15 protein-coding genes, 1 tRNA gene, 2 rRNA genes and 1 riboswitch are annotated in these 21,483 nt (G+C 31.4%); of the genes, 13 read left to right on the plus strand and 5 right to left on the minus strand.

Going from position 1 to position 21,483, the window contains the following annotated elements; translation table 11 throughout:
• Window positions 1–16: 16 nt before the first annotated feature.
• The 11 genes from FGL08_RS00360 (at window position 17) to FGL08_RS00410 (ending at window position 13,467) form a co-directional block, all read left to right on the plus strand.
• A 23S ribosomal RNA gene (locus FGL08_RS00360) occupies window positions 17–2,923 on the plus strand.
• Window positions 2,924–2,967: 44 nt separating this feature from the next.
• Window positions 2,968–3,084: ribosomal RNA gene (rrf, locus tag FGL08_RS00365) — 5S ribosomal RNA — on the plus strand.
• Window positions 3,085–3,089: 5 nt separating this feature from the next.
• Window positions 3,090–3,165, plus strand: a tRNA-Lys gene (locus tag FGL08_RS00370).
• Between the two features lie 203 nt (window positions 3,166–3,368).
• A complete protein-coding gene (locus FGL08_RS00375) occupies window positions 3,369–4,103 on the plus strand; it encodes an ABC transporter ATP-binding protein (protein WP_243117912.1) in 735 nt (244 codons plus the stop codon).
• A 12-nt stretch (window positions 4,104–4,115) separates the two neighbouring features.
• On the plus strand, window positions 4,116–5,693 hold the full coding sequence (locus FGL08_RS00380) for a putative ABC exporter domain-containing protein (RefSeq protein WP_138208926.1): 1,578 nt from the start codon (window positions 4,116–4,118) through the stop codon (window positions 5,691–5,693).
• A 277-nt stretch (window positions 5,694–5,970) separates the two neighbouring features.
• Window positions 5,971–6,834, plus strand: coding sequence for a DMT family transporter (locus tag FGL08_RS00385; RefSeq protein WP_138208927.1), 864 nt, complete (start codon window positions 5,971–5,973; stop codon window positions 6,832–6,834).
• A gap of 17 nt (window positions 6,835–6,851) precedes the next feature.
• Window positions 6,852–8,060 carry a mechanosensitive ion channel family protein gene (locus tag FGL08_RS00390; RefSeq protein WP_171011932.1) on the plus strand — a complete coding sequence of 403 codons (1,209 nt, stop codon included), beginning with the start codon at window positions 6,852–6,854 and terminating at the stop codon, window positions 8,058–8,060.
• Between the two features lie 228 nt (window positions 8,061–8,288).
• Window positions 8,289–8,391, plus strand: a riboswitch (glycine riboswitch).
• A gap of 75 nt (window positions 8,392–8,466) precedes the next feature.
• Entirely contained in the window at window positions 8,467–9,210 is a 744-nt protein-coding gene (locus tag FGL08_RS00395) for a trimeric intracellular cation channel family protein (RefSeq protein ID WP_138208929.1), read from the plus strand.
• Between the two features lie 253 nt (window positions 9,211–9,463).
• Window positions 9,464–11,119, plus strand: coding sequence for a sensor histidine kinase (locus FGL08_RS00400; RefSeq protein WP_138208930.1), 1,656 nt, complete (start codon window positions 9,464–9,466; stop codon window positions 11,117–11,119).
• 26 nt (window positions 11,120–11,145) lie between these two features.
• Complete coding sequence (locus tag FGL08_RS00405; RefSeq protein WP_138208931.1) at window positions 11,146–11,847, plus strand: LytR/AlgR family response regulator transcription factor; 702 nt, start codon at window positions 11,146–11,148, stop codon at window positions 11,845–11,847.
• 180 nt (window positions 11,848–12,027) lie between these two features.
• Window positions 12,028–13,467: a carbon starvation CstA family protein gene (locus FGL08_RS00410; protein ID WP_138208932.1), complete on the plus strand. Its 1,440-nt coding sequence runs from the start codon at window positions 12,028–12,030 to the stop codon at window positions 13,465–13,467.
• Window positions 13,468–13,581: 114 nt separating this feature from the next.
• Here the strand turns inward: FGL08_RS00410 and FGL08_RS00415 are convergent, their stop codons facing one another.
• From FGL08_RS00415 to FGL08_RS00430, 4 genes are all read right to left on the minus strand, one after another.
• Window positions 13,582–14,934 carry an ABC transporter permease gene (locus FGL08_RS00415; protein WP_138208933.1) on the minus strand — a complete coding sequence of 451 codons (1,353 nt, stop codon included), beginning with the start codon at window positions 14,932–14,934 and terminating at the stop codon, window positions 13,582–13,584.
• Window positions 14,924–15,607 (minus strand): ABC transporter ATP-binding protein, encoded by a 684-nt coding sequence (locus FGL08_RS00420; RefSeq protein ID WP_138208934.1) that lies wholly within the window; start codon window positions 15,605–15,607, stop codon window positions 14,924–14,926. Before FGL08_RS00420 ends, FGL08_RS00415 begins: the two co-directional genes overlap by 11 nt.
• A 575-nt stretch (window positions 15,608–16,182) precedes the next feature.
• Window positions 16,183–17,382 carry an iron-containing alcohol dehydrogenase gene (locus FGL08_RS00425; protein ID WP_138208935.1) on the minus strand — a complete coding sequence of 400 codons (1,200 nt, stop codon included), beginning with the start codon at window positions 17,380–17,382 and terminating at the stop codon, window positions 16,183–16,185.
• Window positions 17,383–17,595: 213 nt separating this feature from the next.
• The gene (locus FGL08_RS00430; protein ID WP_138208936.1) at window positions 17,596–18,255 is read right to left on the minus strand and encodes a DUF2971 domain-containing protein; all 660 of its coding nucleotides are present in this window, start codon (window positions 18,253–18,255) and stop codon (window positions 17,596–17,598) included.
• Between the two features lie 420 nt (window positions 18,256–18,675).
• On the opposite strand from FGL08_RS00430, the gene FGL08_RS00435 reads away from it, so the two are divergent.
• Both FGL08_RS00435 and FGL08_RS00440 read left to right on the plus strand, forming a co-directional pair.
• Complete coding sequence (locus tag FGL08_RS00435; protein ID WP_138208937.1) at window positions 18,676–19,281, plus strand: hypothetical protein; 606 nt, start codon at window positions 18,676–18,678, stop codon at window positions 19,279–19,281.
• Between the two features lie 32 nt (window positions 19,282–19,313).
• On the plus strand, window positions 19,314–20,375 hold the full coding sequence (locus tag FGL08_RS00440; protein ID WP_171011933.1) for a uroporphyrinogen decarboxylase family protein: 1,062 nt from the start codon (window positions 19,314–19,316) through the stop codon (window positions 20,373–20,375).
• A 325-nt stretch (window positions 20,376–20,700) separates the two neighbouring features.
• Here FGL08_RS00440 and FGL08_RS00445 read toward each other — a convergent pair whose 3' ends face one another.
• Window positions 20,701–21,165, minus strand: a complete 465-nt coding sequence (locus FGL08_RS00445; RefSeq protein ID WP_138208939.1) for a hypothetical protein — start codon at window positions 21,163–21,165, stop codon at window positions 20,701–20,703.
• Window positions 21,166–21,483: the final 318 nt, after the last annotated feature.

The raw sequence follows: 21,483 nt of genomic DNA on the forward strand, positions 1-21,483 counted from the left end.
TTAGTTACTCATGATAGGTCAAGTTAGAAAGGGCGCATGGCGAATGCCTTGGCACCAGGAGCCGAAGAAGGACGTGATAAGCTGCGATAAGCTGTGGGTAGCCGCACATAGGCTGTGATCCACAGATTTCCGAATGAGGAAACTCATATACCTAACGGTATATATCCTGAACTGAATACATAGGTTCAGGAGGGTAGACCCGGGGAACTGAAACATCTAAGTACCCGGAGGAAGAGAAAGAAAAATCGATTTTCTAAGTAGCGGCGAGCGAAAGGGAAAGAGCCCAAACCAGAAACTTGTTTCTGGGGTTGCGGACAGATCATAAACGTAGAGGCTATTGTAGTTGAAGTAAGCTGGAAAGCTTCACCATAGAAGGTAATAGTCCTGTAAACAAAACAAGAAGACTACAGATCTGATCCAGAGTACCACGAGACACGTGAAACCTTGTGGGAAGCAGGGAGGACCACCTCCCAAGGCTAAATACTACCTGGTGACCGATAGTGAAGAAGTACCGTGAGGGAAAGGTGAAAAGAACCCCGGGAGGGGAGTGAAATAGAACCTGAAACCGTGTGCCTACAATCGGTCGGAGCACTTTATATGTGTGACGGCGTACTTTTTGTAGAACGGGCCAACGAGTTACGATATGTAGCGAGGTTAAGCACTGAAGGTGTGGAGCCGAAGGGAAACCAAGTCTGAATAGGGCGAATTAGTTGCATGTCGTAGACCCGAAACCGAGTGATCTATCCATGGCCAGGATGAAGCGAAAGTAAAATTTCGTGGAGGTCCGAACCACGTTGGTGTTGAAAAACCATGGGATGAGCTGTGGATAGCGGAGAAATTCCAATCGAACTCGGAGATAGCTGGTTCTCCTCGAAATAGCTTTAGGGCTAGCGTCAGGTAATTAAGTAATGGAGGTAGAGCACTGAATGAGCTAGGGGGCTTCACCGCTTACCGAACTCTATCAAACTCCGAATGCCGTATACTTGTATCCTGGCAGTCAGACTGCGAATGATAAGATCCGTAGTCAAAAGGGAAAGAGCCCAGACCATCAGCTAAGGTCCCAAAGTGTAAGTTAAGTGGTAAAGGATGTGGGATTTCTAAGACAACTAGGATGTTGGCTTAGAAGCAGCCATTCATTTAAAGAGTGCGTAATAGCTCACTAGTCAAGAGATCCTGCGCCGAAAATGTCCGGGGCTAAAACTTACCACCGAAGCTATGGATGTACTATGTACATGGTAGAGGAGCTTTCTGCATTGGTTGAAGTCGTACCGAAAGGAGCGGTGGACGATGCAGAAGTGAGAATGTTGGCATGAGTAGCGAGAAATAGGTGAGAATCCTATTGGCCGAATATCTAAGGTTTCCTGAGGAAGGCTCGTCCTCTCAGGGTTAGTCGGGACCTAAGCCCAGGCCGAAAGGCGTAGGCGATGGACAATCGGTTGATATTCCGATACCGCCAAACTTCGTTTGACAAATGGGGTGACGCAGAAGGATAGGATATGCACACTGTTGGAGTGTGTGTTCAAGCACTTAGGCAGGCTAAGCAGGCAAATCCGTTTAGTCAATGCTGAGGTGTTACGAGGAGCGATTTTTTTCGCGAAGTATCTGATTCCACGCTGCCAAGAAAAGCCTCTATGGAGAAGTTTGGTGCCCGTACCGCAAACCGACACAGGTAGATGAGGAGAGAATCCTAAGGCCGGCGGAAGAATTGTTGTTAAGGAACTCGGCAAATTGACCCCGTAACTTCGGGAGAAGGGGTGCCTAGCGAAAGCTAGGCCGCAGTGAATAGGCCCAGGCAACTGTTTAACAAAAACACAGGTCTCTGCTAAAGCGTAAGCTGATGTATAGGGGCTGACGCCTGCCCGGTGCTGGAAGGTTAAGGGGATCTGTAAGCGTAAGCGAAGCAGTGAACTTAAGCCCCAGTAAACGGCGGCCGTAACTATAACGGTCCTAAGGTAGCGAAATTCCTTGTCGGGTAAGTTCCGACCCGCACGAATGGCGTAATGATCTGGGCACTGTCTCAACAACAAATCCGGTGAAATTGTAGTGCAAGTGAAGATGCTTGCTACCCGCAGTTGGACGGAAAGACCCCGTAGAGCTTTACTGTAGCTTAGCATTGAATTTCGGTATTGTCTGTACAGGATAGGTGGGAGACTTGGAAATACCTTCGTCAGGGGGTATGGAGTCATCCTTGGGATACCACCCTGACAGTACTGGAATTCTAACGAAAGGCCATGAATCTGGTCGTCGGACATTGTTAGGTGGGCAGTTTGACTGGGGCGGTCGCCTCCGAAAGTGTAACGGAGGCGCCCAAAGGTTCCCTCAGCGCGGTCGGAAATCGCGCGTAGAGTGCAAAGGCAGAAGGGAGCCTGACTGCGACACATACAAGTGGAGCAGGGACGAAAGTCGGGCTTAGTGATCCGGTGGTACCTCGTGGGAGGGCCATCGCTTAACGGATAAAAGCTACCTCGGGGATAACAGGCTGATCTCCCCCAAGAGTCCACATCGACGGGGAGGTTTGGCACCTCGATGTCGGCTCGTCGCATCCTGGAGCTGAAGTCGGTTCCAAGGGTTGGGCTGTTCGCCCATTAAAGCGGCACGCGAGCTGGGTTCAGAACGTCGTGAGACAGTTCGGTCCCTATCCGCTGCGGGCGCAGGAAATTTGAGAGGAGCTGTCCTTAGTACGAGAGGACCGGGATGGACTGACCTCTGGTGCACCAGTTGTCACGCCAGTGGCACAGCTGGGTAGCTATGTCGGGAAGGGATAAACACTGAAAGCATCTAAGTGTGAAGCCCACCTCAAGATTAGATTTCCCATGACGAAAGTCAGTAAGACTCCTTGAAGAACACAAGGTTGATAGGTGAGAGGTGTAAGCATGGTAACATGTGTAGCTGACTCATACTAATAAGTCGAGGACTTGACCAATATAATTTTCATTGTGCAATTTTGAGAGAACATCTCTCAATGCATCCGGTGGTAATGGCGTAAAGGTAACACTCCTTCCCATACCGAACAGGTAAGTTAAGCTTTACAGCGCTGATGGTACTGCAGGGGAAGCCCTGTGGAAGAGTAAGACACTGCCGGGTAATATGATCTACTAGCTCAGTCGGTAGAGCACATGACTTTTAATCATGGTGTCCGGGGTTCGATTCCCCGGTAGATCACCAAAAACATCTTACATTATGTAAGATGTTTTTTTTATTTTTTGGCGATTAAAACTTTATTTAAGATAAATTTAAGGAGGTTAATGTTGAATTTACCAGTATGTATATATAACATATAAATTATAGACTATATAAATAAGTATATATAATTAGTCTGTGTGCTTAATTTATATATGGGATTAAATCTATATTAGGGGTGTATAGTTATGAGTATTCTAGACGTAAAAGATTTATCTAAGAGATACAAGAAGGATTTAGCTGTTAATCATATTAACTTTCAATTAAAGGAAAGTGCTATAACTATATTAGCAGGTCCTAACGGAGCAGGTAAAACAACAACTATTAAGTGTATTTTAGGATTACTTAAAAAGAATAGTGGTGAAGTATTAATTGATGGAAAGAATATTAGAGAAATGAAGGAGAATGTTGCATACGTTCCAGAGAACCCAGATATATATCCTTATTTAACTGTTTGGGAGAGTATGAAATTTATTTCCCTAGCCTATAGCTTAAAACAGTGGGAAGGGAAGGCAAAAGAAATCCTATCTATGTTTAATATATTTGATAAGAGAAATGAGATAGGAAAAAGTTTATCTAAAGGTATGAAACAAAAACTTTCTATTTGTATGGCCCTTTTACACGAGCCAGATATATTTTTAATAGATGAACCTTTTGTAGGGCTTGATCCACTTGGAATTAAGGAATTTAAGCAAGCTCTTAAAATATTAAGAGATAATGGAAAGAGTGTTTTAATAAGTACACATATGTTAGCTACTGTTGAAGAATTAGGAGATAATATTATAATTATGCAAAATGGAAACATTTTATTTAATGGTTCTATGAAAGAATTAAGGTGTAAAGTAGAAGGTAACAATATGAAACTTGAAGATATATTCATTAATATGACTGATAGTGCTCAAGAAAATGTAGATTTAAAATAAGGGGGAAGGTATATGGTTATAAGAGATTTAAAAACTTTAGTAAGAATACAATTTCTACAGTTTAGGGCTTATAAAAGATATGCACTTTCTAACCCCTTAGTTTGTATAAAAGCATTTTTTAAAGCAATTTGGACAATGTTATTTTCTATTCTGTATTTTGGTATAATATTTTTCAGTAAAAAATCCATAAATCTTTCAAAGATTTTTAGTTATGCTGTAATAGATTATATTATAATGGGAATTTTAATAATAATATTTTTATCTAACTTACTAAAAAAAGATAATGAGTATTCTTCTTTTAGTTTTAATACCCACGATGTGCATTATTTGTTTTCAAGTCCTATTAGTGAAAGAGCCATATTTATATTTACACTTATAAAAAGTTCTATAAGGTTATTTATATCTTACGTTCTTATAGGATTATTCCTTATTTTAAAGTTTAAGATAGGATTTTATAAGGTTCTTTTAGGTGGACTTGGGTTTATTTTAATATATCTCTTTATTAAGGGTTTTAATTTTTTAATATTTTCTTTAAGGTCTAGGGTTAAATGCAGAAAAGAGCTTAGAATTAGTACTAGTATTTTTCTATTGATTTCTTTAGGATGTGGGTTATATAGCCTTATTTACAGTAAGTTGGAATTTAGGGCCATAGGGTTTTGGCAGTTAAAAAACTTCATAATCTATCCATTTAAATCTAGGATAGGTGTTTTGGATTTTATTCTTATGATTGCATTAGTTATAATAATTATGTATCTTTCAGTTTATTATGCTGTAGACTACTACGAAGAAATTGCAGAGAAAATAGAGTTTATTGAAGAAATGAAAGAAGATAGAAAAGATACAGATATTAACACTTATATAATTGAGGAGAGAGTGAAGGAAGATACAAAAATTGAAAGTTATAAAGACAATATACTAACTAGAATAAATGGAGCAGGGGCTTTTTTATACAAATCTTACATTTTCAATACAAGAAATAATACAAATAAAAAATATATTATAATGGGGGGAATAGCATTTGTAGTAGGTATAATATTAACTATATATAATAATTATTTTAATGCAGATTTAGTAAATAAGTTAAAAGGATTTTTAATAACATTTTGTATTTTGAATATAAATCTCTCACAAAGTTTTTCAGATAATTTAAAGTATGAGATGGGAAAAATGTATTTTACAATGGTACCGGATAAAATATATAGGAAGATTAATTATATAGTGATATATAATTATATTTTAAAATCAGCTGTGACCATAGTATTATTTATACCTATATTTTTCATGAAGGGTATTAATAGAATTGAACTTTTAACAGGGCTTATATGCCTTCTTTTAATTAATTTTATAAGTATATCTGTTAATAATATATTTATATTAGCTACACCTTTAGATATTAATATATCAGAAAGTATTTTAGCTGGAATATCCTGTGCTATAATGGCAATGATTACGATTCTCCCCTTAAGTATTATATATTATTTATTTAAAGAAACTAATACGGCATTTGGATTATCAATTTTAGTTTTAATTGTTATTAATTTATTTGTAGTGTTTATAAGTGATAAATTATTTAGGAGGATAGAGAGATAGAATAACATATATCATAATGCAACTTGGATAATTATTTATATAAAAGAAAGAGATTTAATTTGTATACTAGAATATTTATTTTATGGAACCAACTTTTTAAAAGTAATTGCACCTTTAAAAAGTTGGTTTTTATATTTTGTATAGTATATATCTATCTTCAAATAATAGTAGTAAATTATATTTTGAGATATCGCTAATTATTAAAATAAATAATAAAAATATATAAATATATATACTTTATATTTGTATCTATGTAAGCTTATTGAGGTGATAAATAATGAAATATTCTAATTACCATGTAGATATTATTCTTATATTAGTTAGTATGATATGGGGTATAAAACCTATTGTTATAAAGGGAAGTCTAGGCATTGTTACTCCTACTGAATATAATGTATTAAGAATCTTATTTGCGGCCATATTTTCTTGGATATTTTTGTTTTTAAAAAAGGATTATGTACCTGTAGAGAAAAAAGACATAAAAAAGATTATATTTGTATCTTTAGTGGGATTCTTTATATTTCAATGGTTATATGGAATAGGAATAGGAAAAACTTCTGCAGGAAATACAGCTATTATAATGGGGGTTTTGCCCATTTTAGTGTCTTTACTTAATCATTTTTATGGTGTTGAGAAGATAAGCAAGAGGTCAATGCTTGCTATATTTATATCTTTTATAGGTATAGTATTTGTGATTTTTTCACCTGGAAACATAAATTTTTCAAGAGATAACATGTTGGGTGGTGTAATTATTTTTGTAAGTGCCTTTGGATATGCTGTATATATGGTCTTTTCCAAGGGACTTATAAATAAATATCCTTCAAGTGAGATAACTACATTTGCCATAAATATTACAGCAATTATGATGCTAGTAATGTCAGGACTTAACATAAACTTAAAAGCTATGAATTTTAAATTATTTATAAGTCTTCTATACTCTGGTGTTATAGCCATGTTTATAGCAAATTTCCTTTGGACTTATGGACTTAGCAAGAGTAAGAGTACTACAAGGGTTTCCTTATATAATAACTTAAACCCTGTGTTTACCGTAATATTTGCATACTTTTTCCTAGGAGAAAATATTACCAGTTGGACCATTATAGGTATTATTGCAATATTAGGTGGTTTAATATTAAAATAGTATGTGAGGAATTTTAATTGAACAAAAGAGAGGAGAATGACAATATGAATTTTTCACATCTATTTTTTAGTGGAATTATTGGCATAGGTAGCGGACTTACAAAAATGTTAAGCTTTTTTTCTAATAATGAATATGAAAACTTAAAAAGACTTGTTACTGCTATTATAGTTTTTTTCATATTTCTAGTGTTAAGAAGGGTGTTTACAAAATATGTATTATCACTAATTAATAAGTTAGTAGGAAAGATTAAAGTTTTTTCTAATTTTAAAATAATTACATCCTTTGAAAAACCAATAAATATGTTATTTGTGATTTTTGGTATATATTCTGCTTTAAGTATTTTGGGAGGTAATTATTTAATAAACAAGGTATTTATTACGAAGATCTTAAGGACCTCGTTTGTAGCTCTAATATCTTGGGGGTTATATAACTTAAGTGGAGAATTTTCACTTCTTCCTAGTGGAGTTAAAGAAAAATTTGGTTTAAAGGTAGATAAAATTTTATTTCCATTTATATCGAAGTGCATAAGAGTTTTAATAATTGCTCTTGCAGCTACTATTATATTAGCTGAATGGAATATAAATATACAAATGTTTATAACAGGAGTAGGACTTGGAGGTTTAGCATTTTCTTTAGCTGCTAAGGATGCTGCGGCCAATGTAATTGCAGGTATAATATTAATTCTTGAAAAGCCTTTTAATATAGGTGAGTGGGTATTAATAGACGGTATAGAAGGTACAGTGGAGGATATATCCTTTAGAAGTACAAGAGTTAGAACCTTTACACAAGAAGTAGTTACAATACCAAACTCTGATATAGCCAATGGACCTATTACTAACTTTACAAGAAGAAGGAAAAGAAAGTGTAACTTTACTGTAGGCATTGCATATGAAACTAGTAGAGAGAAGATAGAAAAAGCTATAGTTAGAATTGAAAATATGATAAAAGAAAATAAGAAGGTTATTAAGGAAGATGTTATGGTTGTCTTAGAAAAATTCAGCGATAGTAGTTTGGATTTAGGAGTCTATTATTTTACTAGGATTACCGATCTTAAAACATTTTTAAAGATAAAAGAACAAATAAACTTTAATATAATAGAAATATTAAAAGAAGAGGGTATAGAAATTCCTTACCCAACAAATACAGTACATCTAAACTCAGATATTAAGATTAAAGATGTTATAGAGGAAGATTCACTAAAATCAATAGAAGAGGAAATAAGCTAATTATAGATAAGGCTTATAGAATATATTTAACAATAAATAACTTATATAATGCTTGATTTTTATACTATTTAAAGTTAAATTAGATATGTAAAAAGAAATAATAAATTTAATAATTATGGATGAGGATTATTGGAGATACTTAAGCTACAATAGCTAATAGTAACCGTAGAAGAAAGTTGTAGTCCAGCTTAAGATTACATCGAAGCTTTCAGGTAATATACAATAATCGGACATGGCCCTGGAGAGTCTCTTTAATTAGAGCATCCAAGAAGCAACTTATTGTATTTATTTCAATGAGGAATCTTTCAGATAAAAGGACAGGGGGTAAAAAGCATATGGACTACTATACGCTTTTTACCCTCTTTTTATGTTCTTTTTTATAATTTACTTTTGAGGAGGCGACAAAATGTTTATGTTAAAAATTTTTGAGATAATTGGTACCATTGCGTTTGCTATATCTGGTGCCTTAGTTGGTATGCAGAAAAAATTAGATTTATTTGGAGTTACCTTTTTGGGGATAATAACAGCTGTGGGGGGAGGAATATTTAGAGACATCATACTTGGAAATTTACCACCCACAACTTTCAGAAAGCCTAGTTATTGCATCATAAGCATTATATCTTCAGTTGCTGCTTTCTATTTATATCCAGTATTTATTAATAGATATGAAGACAAGCAAGAAAGAACCCTAACTATGGAAGAGGTAAAAAACAATAAATACATGACAAAAGAGCAGCTTTTAAATATTATGACTAAGTATGACCAAATGAGAGTACTAAAGAATATTATAGTGTTATTTGATGCTATAGGACTTGGAGCATTTACAGCAGTAGGGTCGAATTTGGCATTTTATCATAAGAGTAGTAACATGTTTTTAGTTACGTGTATGGGGCTTCTTACAGGGGTAGGTGGAGGAATTTTAAGAGATACATTTGTACAGGATACTCCTATGATTTTTAAAAGAGATATATACGCAGTAGCGTCAATCTTAGGAAGTATTTTACTATATATATGTAATTATTATAAGGTATATCAAATAGTATCTTTGTATTTATGTTTTATTTTAACCTTTGGATTAAGGATTATATCTATTAAGTTCAAGCTAAATTTACCTAAGTTTAATTCGGATAAATACAATATAAGTTTATAATTCTTAATATGTTTATATTAGATATAAGTAAGATAGGAACTCATCTAACTACTATGAAACTAGATGAGTTTTTATTTTATAGGTAAGAATAGAGTATAGTTATAGATTTAGGTATGGTTGGTACTAACGTAGCCTTTTTATTTAGACACCTAGGAATCAAAAGTTTATATTAAAATTAAGACCTTATTTATAAAAATAGTGCTTAAGTGGTATAATTAAAAATAAATATAAAATTTAGGAGTAGGTGAAGTCTATGATGTACCTTGCTCAACGTTTAATTAATAATTTAGGCTATATTATTGTAATTGTTTTTATTGTAACTAGAATGTCTAGTTTTAAAAAAATTGCACGTAGGGCCAATTATAGGAAGGTTGACTTAATTTTATTATCTGTGATTTTTGGGGCTTTTGGTATATTAGGTACGTATGTGGGGACAGAGGTAAGTGGTGCTATAGCTAATACTAGAATAATAGGTATAGTCACAGGTGGAATTTTATGTGGCCCTTTTGTTGGGATAGCATCTGGACTTATAGCGGGAATCCATAGGTACTTTGTTCCCTTTGGAACCAGTACGGCACTTCCATGTGCTATTGCCACTATTTTAGCAGGAGTTATAAGCTCTAAGCTGTATAATGTTGAAAAAAAGGAACTAAGATGGTTGTATGGATTTATTTTTGGAATTATATTAGAAAGTTTAGAGATGATTCTTATATTAATAATTACCAAACCTTTTAGTATGGCCAAGGAAATTGTAGGTAGTATATACCTTCCAATGAGTTTAACTAATGCTCTAGGAATTTCATTTTTAATTATTTTAGTTCAAAATATATTAAAAGAGGAAGAGGATATTGCAGCTAATGAGGCACAAATTGCTTTGGAAATAGCTAATAAGACTTTACCTTATTTCAGAGATATAGATGGTGATTCTTTAGAAAAAATATGTACTATAATAAAAGATTCTGTAGGTGCTGATGCCGTAGCTATAACAGATAAAAATTATATTTTAGCTCATATTGGTAAAGGTGAAGATCACCATATAAAAGGAAAAGAAATAGTGACTAAAGCTACAAAACAAGTAATTGAAGATGGAGAAATTAAAACTATTACAAATAAAAAGTGTATAGAATGCTCCTTTAAGGAATGTCCATTAAGATCTGCAATTATAGTTCCTTTAAGGGAAAGAGATGAGATTATAGGAACTTTAAAAATATACTATATTCGTGAAGATGCAGTAACAAGGAGAACAAAGAATTTAGCTATAGGACTTTCTCAAATAATATCTACACAATTTGAAATAAGTAAACTAGAGAAGCTAAGAACTATGGCAAGTAAGGCAGAGATAAAAGCATTGCAAGCTCAAATTAATCCGCACTTTTTATTTAATGCTTTAAACACTATAACTTCATTTGTAAGAATAAATCCAAATAGGGCAAGAGAACTTATAATCGATCTTTCCACTTATTTAAGGTATAACTTAGATATTGGAGAAAATCCAGTTGATATTTATAGAGAATTAGAGCAAGTTAGAGCTTATATAGACATAGAAAAAGCTAGATTTGGTGAAAAATTAAATATAATATATGATGTAGATGAAGGTCTAGACATAAAAATACCTAGTCTATTAATTCAACCTTTAGTAGAGAACTCCATAAAACATGGAATATTAGAGGGTGATGGAAAGGGAACGGTATTAATTTATATAAAGAAAATTAATAGTAAGGTAAAAGTAGTAATAGAGGATGATGGTATAGGAATATCAACAGAAATTATAGATATGATATATAATGGAGATTCTATGGAAAACAAAATAGGGCTAATAAATGTACACCAAAGACTTTTGAACATATATGGTAGAGGATTGTTTATAGAAAGGTTAGATAGGGGAACTAGAATTAGCTTTGAAGTTTAGAATTTTATATTTAGGTGGTGGGATAAATGAATTGCATTATTGTAGATGATGAGTATCCAGCAAGGGAAGAACTTAAATATTTTATTGAGAATTTTAGTAGCATTAAGATAATAGGTGAGTTTGATGATTCGATAAAAGCACTTGAGTATATAGAAAATAACAAGCCTCACATTGTCTTTTTAGATATAAATATGCCTAAACTAGATGGTGTAACTTTAAGTAGGGTTTTAAGTAAAAAGAAAGATGAAATTATAATAGTATTCATAACAGCATATAAACAGTACGCAGTGGAGGCCTTTGAAGTAGATGCTTTTGATTATATATTAAAACCATTTTCAGAAGAAAGGATACTTAGAACATTAAATAAATTAAAGAGATTAGAAAATTCAAAAGTGATTAATAGTAGAATTACTCTATTAAAAGATAATAAAATGGTGGTAATTGATATAGAAGATATATGCTTTTGTGAAGCTAGAGAACGAGAGACCATAGTGTATACAGAAGAGGGAGAGTATATATCTAATAGTAGTATTTCTGAGTTTTATAAGAAATTACCTAAGAGTCATTTTTTTAAAAGTCATAGATCATATATAGTTAATATAGACAAAATAGTTGAAATAATACCATGGTTTAATAGTACTTATCAGGTTAAGGTTAAAAATAGAGATGAAGTAATTCCTGTGAGCAGAAATAATATAAATGAATTTAAAGCATTCATGGGTATATAAGGATATAATAAGTTATATGAACTTTGAACTATTTAATTTTGTTTAACACTTATGATTATATTAAAGCACTTCATGTGCTTTTTTTGTTATCTCATGCTTAATTAAAAACAAGCCTTCTACTTAATAGTATAATGAATTATGAAAATATTATGAAATTAGGGTTAATAGGAGGTATAGTCAATGGTTTCATTTTTCATATCTTTAATTGCACTTATTGTTGGATATTTTGTATATGGAGCTATAGTGGAGAAATTCTTCGGGGCTGATGAGACTAAAGAGACACCAGCTGTTAGATTGGAAGATGGTGTGGATTTTGTTCCAATGCCTATTTGGAAGATTTTCTTAATTCAATTTTTAAATATTGCAGGATTAGGACCTATATTTGGTGCTATTGCTGGGGCATTATGGGGACCTGCCGCATTTCTATGGATAGTTCTAGGTTCTATATTTGCAGGGGGAGTTCATGATTACTTTTCAGGAATGCTTTCTGTAAGACACGATGGGGCTAGTATACCTGAAATAGTAGGTAATTACCTAGGAAATGGTTTTAGACAATTCATGAGAGTATTTTCAGTTATACTATTAGTTCTTTTAGGAGTTGTATTTATAACAGGACCTGCAGGTCTTTTAGATAGCATAACTCCAAAGTCTTTAGATAAAAATTTCTGGATATACGCTATATTTACATATTATTTATTAGCTACAATGCTACCTATAGACAAGCTTATAGGTAAGGTTTACCCTATATTTGGTATATGCCTTTTATTAATGGCAGTAGGGGTAAGTGGAGGAATTATACTTAAAGGATATAAAATACCTGAAATCACTTTAACAAACTTACATCCAAAAGGATTACCAATGTGGCCACTTATGTTTATAACTATTGCTTGTGGGGCTATATCAGGATTTCACTCAACCCAATCGCCACTTATGGCAAGATGTATAACAAACGAGAAGCAAGGTAGATTTGTATTTTATGGTTCTATGATAGCTGAAGGCATAGTTGCATTAATTTGGGCAGCAGCAGCTATGGCTTTCTTCGGAAGTACTGGAGAATTGCAAAAGCAAATGACAGCACATGGTGGACAAGCTTGGGTAGTTAACACAATATCAACTTCTCTTCTTGGGAAAATAGGTGGAGTTATGGCTATATTAGGTGTTGTTGCTTGTCCCGTAACTTCAGGAGATACAGCATTTAGAAGTGCAAGGCTTACAATTTCAGATTTTTTAAATTTCAAACAAGATAAAATTAAGAATAGATTAATGCTTAGTATTCCATTGTTTTTAGTAGCTTTTGTCTTAACAAAAGTAGATTTCAATATAATTTGGAGATATTTTGCTTGGTCTAACCAAACATTAGCTACAATAGTTTTATGGACAACAGCAATGTATCTAGCTCTAAGAGGGCAATTTCATTGGATGGCTACAGCTCCAGCTACATTTATGACAGCAGTGACATCAACTTATATATTAATAGCACCAGAAGGATTTAAGATAAGTACAAAAATAGGTTATCCAGTAGGAGTAGTATTTGCAATAATAGCACTTGGTATATTCCTATCAGTAATTAAGAAAAAGGAAAAGCAAAATAAGGATGTTAACTCTGTAGTATGTAAATAGGATTTTATTTAGGTTTATACAATAAAGGCAGATAGAGAGTTTGCTCTTCCTATCTGCCTTTTTAATCTTAAAATTAAAATTAATAAAATATATTTAAGAAAAGGTTAATTAAGTTTATTCATACTTTAAAGATTCTATAGGATCTAACTTTGATGCTCTAAGAGATGGTATTAATCCAGCAATCATAGAAATTAACATAGAGAATCCTATACAACTTAATATAAGCCAAACAGGGGTTGAGAATATATTTACAGTTTCTTTTACACCTTGTTTCTTTATATACTCATTTAAGAATATTAATAGAATTTTTGAGTTAATCAAAGATAATCCTATACCGATAAGTCCTCCAAGGAAACCTAAGGCAGCAGATTCTGTTATGAATAATCCTAGTATATTTCCTTTTGAACCACCTAAAGCTTTCATTATTCCAATAGATCTTGTTCTTTCATATATAGACATAGTCATTGTATTTATAACCCCAATAGCTGCAACGAAAACTACTATAATGGCACCTACTAAAAGTAAACCTTCGATTATAGCAAAACCAGTTTTGATTTGCTTTATAGTACCTTGCACACTATTAGTTTTATATTTCATAGCTTCAATATTTTTAGATACTACATCTACTTTATTCATATCTTTAACATTTACAAAAAGAGAAACTCCGTTGTTTTTAAAATGATTTTTATCAGATTTTAAGAAATTTGATATTTCACCAGCTTCATTTATTTCACACACTGCATATACATTTTCAGCAAAATCTTTATTGATTATTCCTTTTAATTTAAAATTTTTGTACATTGGTTGTGGTGCTTTATACCCAGGAATTTCAGGTAGAGAAATTTTTAGCTTAACATCTTTTCCTAAAAGTGATTTATAATCTTTAAATCCTAGATCTTTAAGTGTATTTTCATGTACTAATATTTCACCTTTTTTAGTTATATTTTCACCGTATTTTATAGGGTTTAAATCTTTTTTGTTTTTCTTCAATCTTGATTTTTCAATCTGAGCATCAGAGAATGTTTTATATTTTGTGTTAATACCTTCTATGTTTATAGGTGCAGAGTTTTTATTTTCCTTTTTAGAGTTCGCTTTTGTAGCACTTAATTTTTTACCTTCTATTTCTATATCCTGTGCTGTTGTATTCACGCTTACAATTATATCATTTACCCCAGGCATAGTTTTAATTTTTTCTATATCTTTTTCTTCAATAACTTTCTTTAATTTTTTATCATCTTCAGTTTTAAAAGGTAAATTATTATAAGCACTAACATCAATTTGTGTAAGGGGAATTGGAACACTCTTTTTAACAGTTTCTATAACATATTTTTCAGTACCGATACCAAGGCCCATAATAAGAACAATTAACATAGTACCTATAGATATAGCGAAAGCAGTTAAAAATGTTCTAAATTTTCTTCTTTTCAAGTTTAAAAATGCATTTTTTATATAATCACTAAATTTCATAGTTTATTTCCTCCCCTTCAATAACACCATCTCTAATTTTTATAACTCTTCTTGCTTTAGCAGCATCTTCGATGTTATGAGTTACCATTATAATTGTATATCCCTTACTATTTAGGTCTCCTAAAAGCTTCATAATAGTTTCACCAGTTTTAGTGTCTAGATTTCCAGTAGGCTCATCTGCAAGAATGATATTAGGTTTGTTTACTAGAGTTCTTGCAATACTAACCCTTTGACGTTGTCCACCAGACATTTCTGTAGGCTTATGCTTTACCCTATCCTCAAGACCAACAGCAGTTAAGGCATCCATAGCCAGTTTTTTTCTTTCCTTAGTGCCAACCCCTGCAAACATTAATGGAAGCATTACGTTTTCAAGAGCAGTTAGAGTAGATTCTAGATTAAAGCTTTGAAATACAAAGCCTACCTCTTTATTTCTAAACTTAGACATTTTACTATCTTTAAATGTGCTGACATTTTCACCATTAATATGGATAGTTCCACAGGAAGGTTTATCAAGACAACCTATAAGGTTCATTAAGGTCGATTTACCTGAACCAGAAGGTCCTACTATAGCTACAAAATCACCTTTTTCAATAGTAAGATTTACATTATTTAAAACGGAAATAGATTCTTTTCCCATTTTGTACATTTTAGTAACACCTTTTATTTCTATCATTTTTATCCTCCAATGAATAATTATAATTGTTTTGCAGAAACTTAACATCACTAATGTTATAGTCTAATAGTACACTGTAATTCTTATAATAATCTTATAATAACCTTAAATTAATCTTAAGTTTATTGCGTTTTAGAAATATTAGCGTATTGGAAGATTTAAAAGTTATCAACAAAAGTTGTGGATTATTATGTGAATAACTACGTAAAAGTGTGGAAAATCATATAAAGATGTGGATAAGATATGCAAAAAAATGAAAAAGGCCCTTTGCAGTTTATTATTTGGTATGGGCAATCTTTTCTGCAAAAGCCTTGTATAGATTTAAGTACAATGAAAGTATAGCATATATATAAGCATTTTTAGTTACAAACTTGTTACACATTAAGTATAAATTCAAATAATTACATAAAAAACAAATAACCACTTGGCATTTGGGGAAATACCAAGCAGTTATTTCTTTAATGAGGTCTAATAATATTTTAATCTAATCATATTATAAGAGGATTAAAAATCCATTATGGTTATGTTAAAACCTATAAATATTCTTATAAAGAATATTCACATCTATAACAAATTTATAGAGATTCTCTATAAATATTGCTAACTAATTCTTCTGTAGCTTTAGCAGGAGAACAGCTTAGCAATAAATCTAAGCTTGGTGTATTGAATGCAAGATGAGTTAATTCATCTATTTGGTCTTCTCTAAAGCCCTCAGTTTTTAATGTTTCTGTTACGCCTATTTTTCTAAGCCATGCTCTTAAACCATCACAAGCTGTTTGAGCTTCTGATTTATCGCCAGTAAGCTCTGGTATTATTGGAGATAATACATCAGCTAAAACTTCTGGACGTGCTTCATAAGTGTATTTAACCACTGAAGGAACTAACATTGCAAGGCCTAATCCATGAGCAAGATCAGGTTTTACTGCACTTAATGGATGTTCTAATGCATGAGTTAAGTGTAGTAGACCATTATCGAAAGCAATACCAGCAATTAATGAAGCGTATGCTAAGTAATATCTTGCAGTTAAGTTTGTACCATCCTCTAAGGCAATAGGTAAGTATTTTGCAACAAGTCTTACAGTTTCTTTTGCAAGTAATATAGAGTATGGGCTTGCAACTGTAGTTGTACATGCCTCTATTACGTGATTAATAGCATCTACAGATGTAAATATAGTTTGATTTCTAGGTAATCCTGTCATCAATTGAGGATCGTCAATTGAGTATAATGGATAAGATAAATCATAAGCTATACATGGCTTGTACTTTTTCTCAAGAACACTTACAACTGCAAATCTATCTGCTTCAGTTCCTGTTCCATGAGTTGAGTTTATAGCAATAACAGGGATAGCTTCCTCTGGTGTAAATTTATATTCATATAAATCAGAACAATTATTATTTGGGTACTTAATCATTATAGCTACACTCTTAGCTGCATCTATAACACTTCCACCACCAATTGCTACAATAGCTTCTGCACCTAGTTCTAAAGCTACTTTTGTAGCTTCATCAACATGAGTTGTTGTTGGATTTGCTGTTACTTTGTTATATAATTCAAACTCCATGTTGTTATCTTTAAGTGCATTTTCCACATGGTCCCAAGCACCTGTTCTTTTATAGGAAGATGTTCCTGTTACAACTAGTATTTTATTTACATTTTTACCCTTTAGTTCTTTTAAAATATCATTAATTTTCTTTATAGCTCCAACCCCAAGAAATACAGTAGATTTACATCTAATTTCAGATATTTGATCAATAGGCATATTCTTTTCCCACATAATATTACCTCCATAGCCATTAATTTAACGTTTATTTGTTAATAGTTTAACATTAATAATTGAGAATTTCAATACAAAATTATAATAATTTATAATTTTGTGTATATTGGCAATGGATTTTAAATTTTGTTTTAAGAGAATACTTATATTTAATACTATAAACTAAAGTTATAACCTAGATTAATGCATGAGTTAAATAAGAATATATATAATCTATGAAAGGTCTGATTTCTTTGGAATTACACTTAAATTTAACCGAGTACAATATGCCTTTATGGTATCTACAAACCAATTACTAGCCCTAGGATCTATATAAATATTTTCTATAAAACTTTCAGGCTTTATTTTTAAAAGTAAGTTAGAATTATCCTCTTTAATAGAGGAATTCATACAATGATCTGTTTTTAGGGTTATAAGTCTTACTTCTTTTTCATGTTCAAATGCCTTTCGTTTTAATAAACCATGATAAAATATCTTGTCCATTCCCTCTAAGGAGTTCGAGTGCTGTAATGCTGCATTTAAGTCTTCATAATATATAACAGGACTCAACTTTCCTAACTTTAATCCTTCTAATTCATTGAGCTTTTTAACAGAGGTTTCTATTAATATACCTTCTTTATCCTTAGCGTATATTTTCCAAAGGGCATCAGAAATACCTTCAAGACTCCAACATTGTCCGTAGAATTTATCTTTATATTCTGTAGGCATACTATCTCTTGCAGGCAGTTCCCAAATATCATCCCAAGAGTTTAAGTTTGTAAGGTACATGGCATGCATTTCCATAAGCTCGAGGAAACAACTTAACTTCATATATCTATATAATTTAGTTTGAGGTTTTAGACTTTCATGTATAATAAGTGTTTTATCTTTCATAAGACTCATCCTATCTAATAAAAATTATATAAGTATTTTTAGCTAAATATATAGTAATTATTCCAGTTAGTTTTAAGTAGTTATATTATTTTTATATAAGTTTAAAAGTATTATAGGAATATAAAAAATCAATAGTATTAGAGATGTTTTATAAAAATATAATATAACTATATTGAAATAGATAATTATTTGTCAAAAAAGCATAGAAAGAATAGAGAAAGTGATAAAAATATAACATTTATAATTTCAATTCAGAAAACAATATAAAACTGTCGTATTTAGTATTTTAGTCTTGAAATACTCAGATTTCATTTACAAAAATAATCTTATATAATACTATATTAATATATTTTAGTAAACTATCATATAATTTAAAATATAATCTTAATTAGTTATAAGCTAGATAAGCGAGGGGATTTAATGAAGAAAATTTTTTTCATCATATGTTTATCACTTAGTATGTCACTTGTAAGTTGTTCTTATCCTAAGACAGAAAATTCTAAGGTAAAAGAACAGAAAAAGGTAGCTAATGCAGAAAACTGTGGACAAAATAAAGATGCAAAAGAATTAAAGGATAATAATTCTAAAAAAAATATAATTAAAGAGGGTATAGAAGAAATACAAGAATCTAGAACCAATTTAACATCAGGAGATTCCCAGAATGCCAATGTGGATTTAAGTGTTTTTACTATAAATAAAAGTGGTGATTCTTACAGTGTATTAGATTTTATAACCTGTAACTCAGATACAGATTCTAAGATATGCTTTAAAAATTTCCAGGGAGTGTATACAATTAAAACACTTAATATAAGAGAAGGAAAATCTATATCTTTGTATTACAAAAGCAAGGTGGAAAGTGGTAAGTTGAATGTATTAATTCAAGATGAGAGTTATAATATCTTAAAAATATTAGAAACTAATAAAGAAGAAAATATAAAAATAGATGTTCCTAAGTCTGGAAAGTACATAATTAAACTTGTGGGAGATGGTGCTACAAAAGGTGAGCTAATCCTCAAAGAAAAGTAAATTTTACTAATATAACATTTGGAGATATGTATATGAATATTGATAAATTAACTATAGATGAAAGAATGAAAAAATTAATTAAAGGTGAGAAGATTGATAGGGTTCCTGTTATTCCTCATATGGAAACCTATGCGGCTAAAATTTGCAATATGACTTCTAGGGAATATTATTTAAATCCAGAAAAAGCTTTTGTAGCTCAAATGTGGGCAAGAGATCTTCATCAGCATGATGGCGGAATTGGGTATGGATTTCCAGAATGTCATGCTTGGGAATTTGGAGGAGATGTGGAAATTCCACAGTCACCAAGACTAGGATATCCAAAGATAATCAAAAGGCCCGTAAGTTCCTTGGAGGACATTAAGAATTTAAGAATTCCAAATTTGGATGATGCACCAATACATTCTAGAATATTAAAATTCAATAGATTATGCTATGAGCATGGCTTTGGAGTAGGTATAAGTGCAGGATCGCCTATGAACATAGCATATGCACTTGCAGGAAATCTAGTATTTAGATGGCTTATAAAAGAACCAAATGCAATACATGAACTTCTTAGAATTTCTACAGACTACTTAATTAATGTGGCGGAATATTATGTAGAAGAGTTTGGAAGTGAGCAAATAGGGGCAGGGATTTCATGTCCTATGGAATGCCATGCCATTATGGCTCCTAAGACCTTTGAAGCATTTAGCTTGCCTTACCTAAAGGAGATATACGAGAAATTCTCAAAGCTTGGAATTAGAATAGGTACTGTTCACTTATGTGGTGATCATAATAAAAATTTAAAGTATTGGAAAGAGGAAATACCACTAGCTAAAAGAACACTAATAACTATGGGATACGAAATGGATATGCAGTATGTTGGTGATTATTTAGGTGAAGACTATATAATCGGTGGAAATTTAAGAAATACAACACTTCAAAAAGGTACACCGGAAGAGGTATATGAAGAAGCAAAGGGAATTATAGAGAAAATGAAGCATAGAAAAGGTGGCTTTGTACTTACACCTGATTGTACACTAATAGCAGAAGCACCAACAGCAAACCTACATGCAATGATAAAGGCAGCTAGAGATTTTGGGAGATATGAGTAAATACGTTTAAATAATTATATGTGAGTAATGTAATATAGGATAATTATATTTTTATCAGTATTTATCCTAATCTTTGAGCCAATATATTCAAATCTTGTGCTTAATATAAATAAAGAAATATTTGCAACATTATTTTCAATTGACTTATTTTATTAATAACTTATGTTGTAAGAAAGAAGAGATTTAGATTAATATTTAAACCTCAGGCTGTAGCCAATAATCTAAGATTATTGGCTTTTCTTATAGCTAAAAATTTTTCGCTTCATAAATAATTAGTATATAAGGAAAGTATAACGATTAATTATTTCATAGTTTTATATATTAGCTAAAATTGGAACGGCTTAGGAAATTTAATCATTATTAATAATAGAACTATTGAATTTATTAATGCTCCACTTATTAAATATATAAGTTGTTTATAACTATTTTTTGTTATTTCATCTCTATATACAAGATAATTAATTAATACTAATATAATAAACAATAATAAGCTAAGTCCAATATTAAATATAAAATCGCTTGATTTTATAGTATTCCAAAATTTTGGCAATGTGGGAGTGTTGCGAATATCATGAATTTGATATACTATATCATAGATAAAGCCAGTTATTCCTAGAACAATACCTTGAGATAGAAAAATAGTAATTGTGATTTTCAATAGATTTTTACGTTGTATAAAATATAAAAATATGATTTCAATAAGCATTGGAATTAAATTATATAAAAAGGTATATTGATAAAAAAAATAATTTAGAAATAAAACCGCAAAAATTGCTTCAAGATAATCCAAAATAAACGCCCCACTTTTATAGTAATAGATATTAAGCTAATTATAGCTTTACTTCTAAATTATGTCAAATAATGAAATTTAGTTTAGATATTCTCTAAATCAAACATCAAATTCTATTTTATATATTGCTACTTATTGGGAAGTGTACATACGATTCTTTTTTCAAATAATGGTCATTACAAATTAGATATTTTAGCTATAATGATTAAAATGTTATGAATTTTTTATATTTATTTCAATATCTGCTTTAAATATTTCCTAATAGCTTTATAATAGTGGTATAGGAAAGGATTTCAATTTTATTCATTTGAATAATGT

It is taken from the genome of Hathewaya histolytica (assembly GCF_901482605.1).
Classification (GTDB): Bacteria; Bacillota; Clostridia; order Clostridiales; family Clostridiaceae; genus Hathewaya; species Hathewaya histolytica.

Excerpts from the sequence above, each read along its gene's own strand:
- FGL08_RS00375 (WP_243117912.1), top strand. The coding sequence starts at position 3,369 with ATGAGTATTCTAGACGTAAAAGATTTATCTAAGAGATACAAGAAGGAT.
- FGL08_RS00380 (WP_138208926.1), top strand. The coding sequence starts at position 4,116 with ATGGTTATAAGAGATTTAAAAACTTTAGTAAGAATACAATTTCTACAG.
- FGL08_RS00385 (WP_138208927.1), top strand. The coding sequence starts at position 5,971 with ATGAAATATTCTAATTACCATGTAGATATTATTCTTATATTAGTTAGT.
- FGL08_RS00395 (WP_138208929.1), top strand. The coding sequence starts at position 8,467 with ATGTTTATGTTAAAAATTTTTGAGATAATTGGTACCATTGCGTTTGCT.
- FGL08_RS00400 (WP_138208930.1), top strand. The coding sequence starts at position 9,464 with ATGATGTACCTTGCTCAACGTTTAATTAATAATTTAGGCTATATTATT.
- FGL08_RS00405 (WP_138208931.1), top strand. The coding sequence starts at position 11,146 with ATGAATTGCATTATTGTAGATGATGAGTATCCAGCAAGGGAAGAACTT.
- FGL08_RS00410 (WP_138208932.1), top strand. The coding sequence starts at position 12,028 with ATGGTTTCATTTTTCATATCTTTAATTGCACTTATTGTTGGATATTTT.
- FGL08_RS00415 (WP_138208933.1), bottom strand. The coding sequence starts at position 14,934 with ATGAAATTTAGTGATTATATAAAAAATGCATTTTTAAACTTGAAAAGA.
- FGL08_RS00420 (WP_138208934.1), bottom strand. The coding sequence starts at position 15,607 with ATGATAGAAATAAAAGGTGTTACTAAAATGTACAAAATGGGAAAAGAA.
- FGL08_RS00425 (WP_138208935.1), bottom strand. The coding sequence starts at position 17,382 with ATGTGGGAAAAGAATATGCCTATTGATCAAATATCTGAAATTAGATGT.
- FGL08_RS00430 (WP_138208936.1), bottom strand. The coding sequence starts at position 18,255 with ATGAAAGATAAAACACTTATTATACATGAAAGTCTAAAACCTCAAACT.
- FGL08_RS00435 (WP_138208937.1), top strand. The coding sequence starts at position 18,676 with ATGAAGAAAATTTTTTTCATCATATGTTTATCACTTAGTATGTCACTT.
- FGL08_RS00440 (WP_171011933.1), top strand. The coding sequence starts at position 19,314 with ATGAATATTGATAAATTAACTATAGATGAAAGAATGAAAAAATTAATT.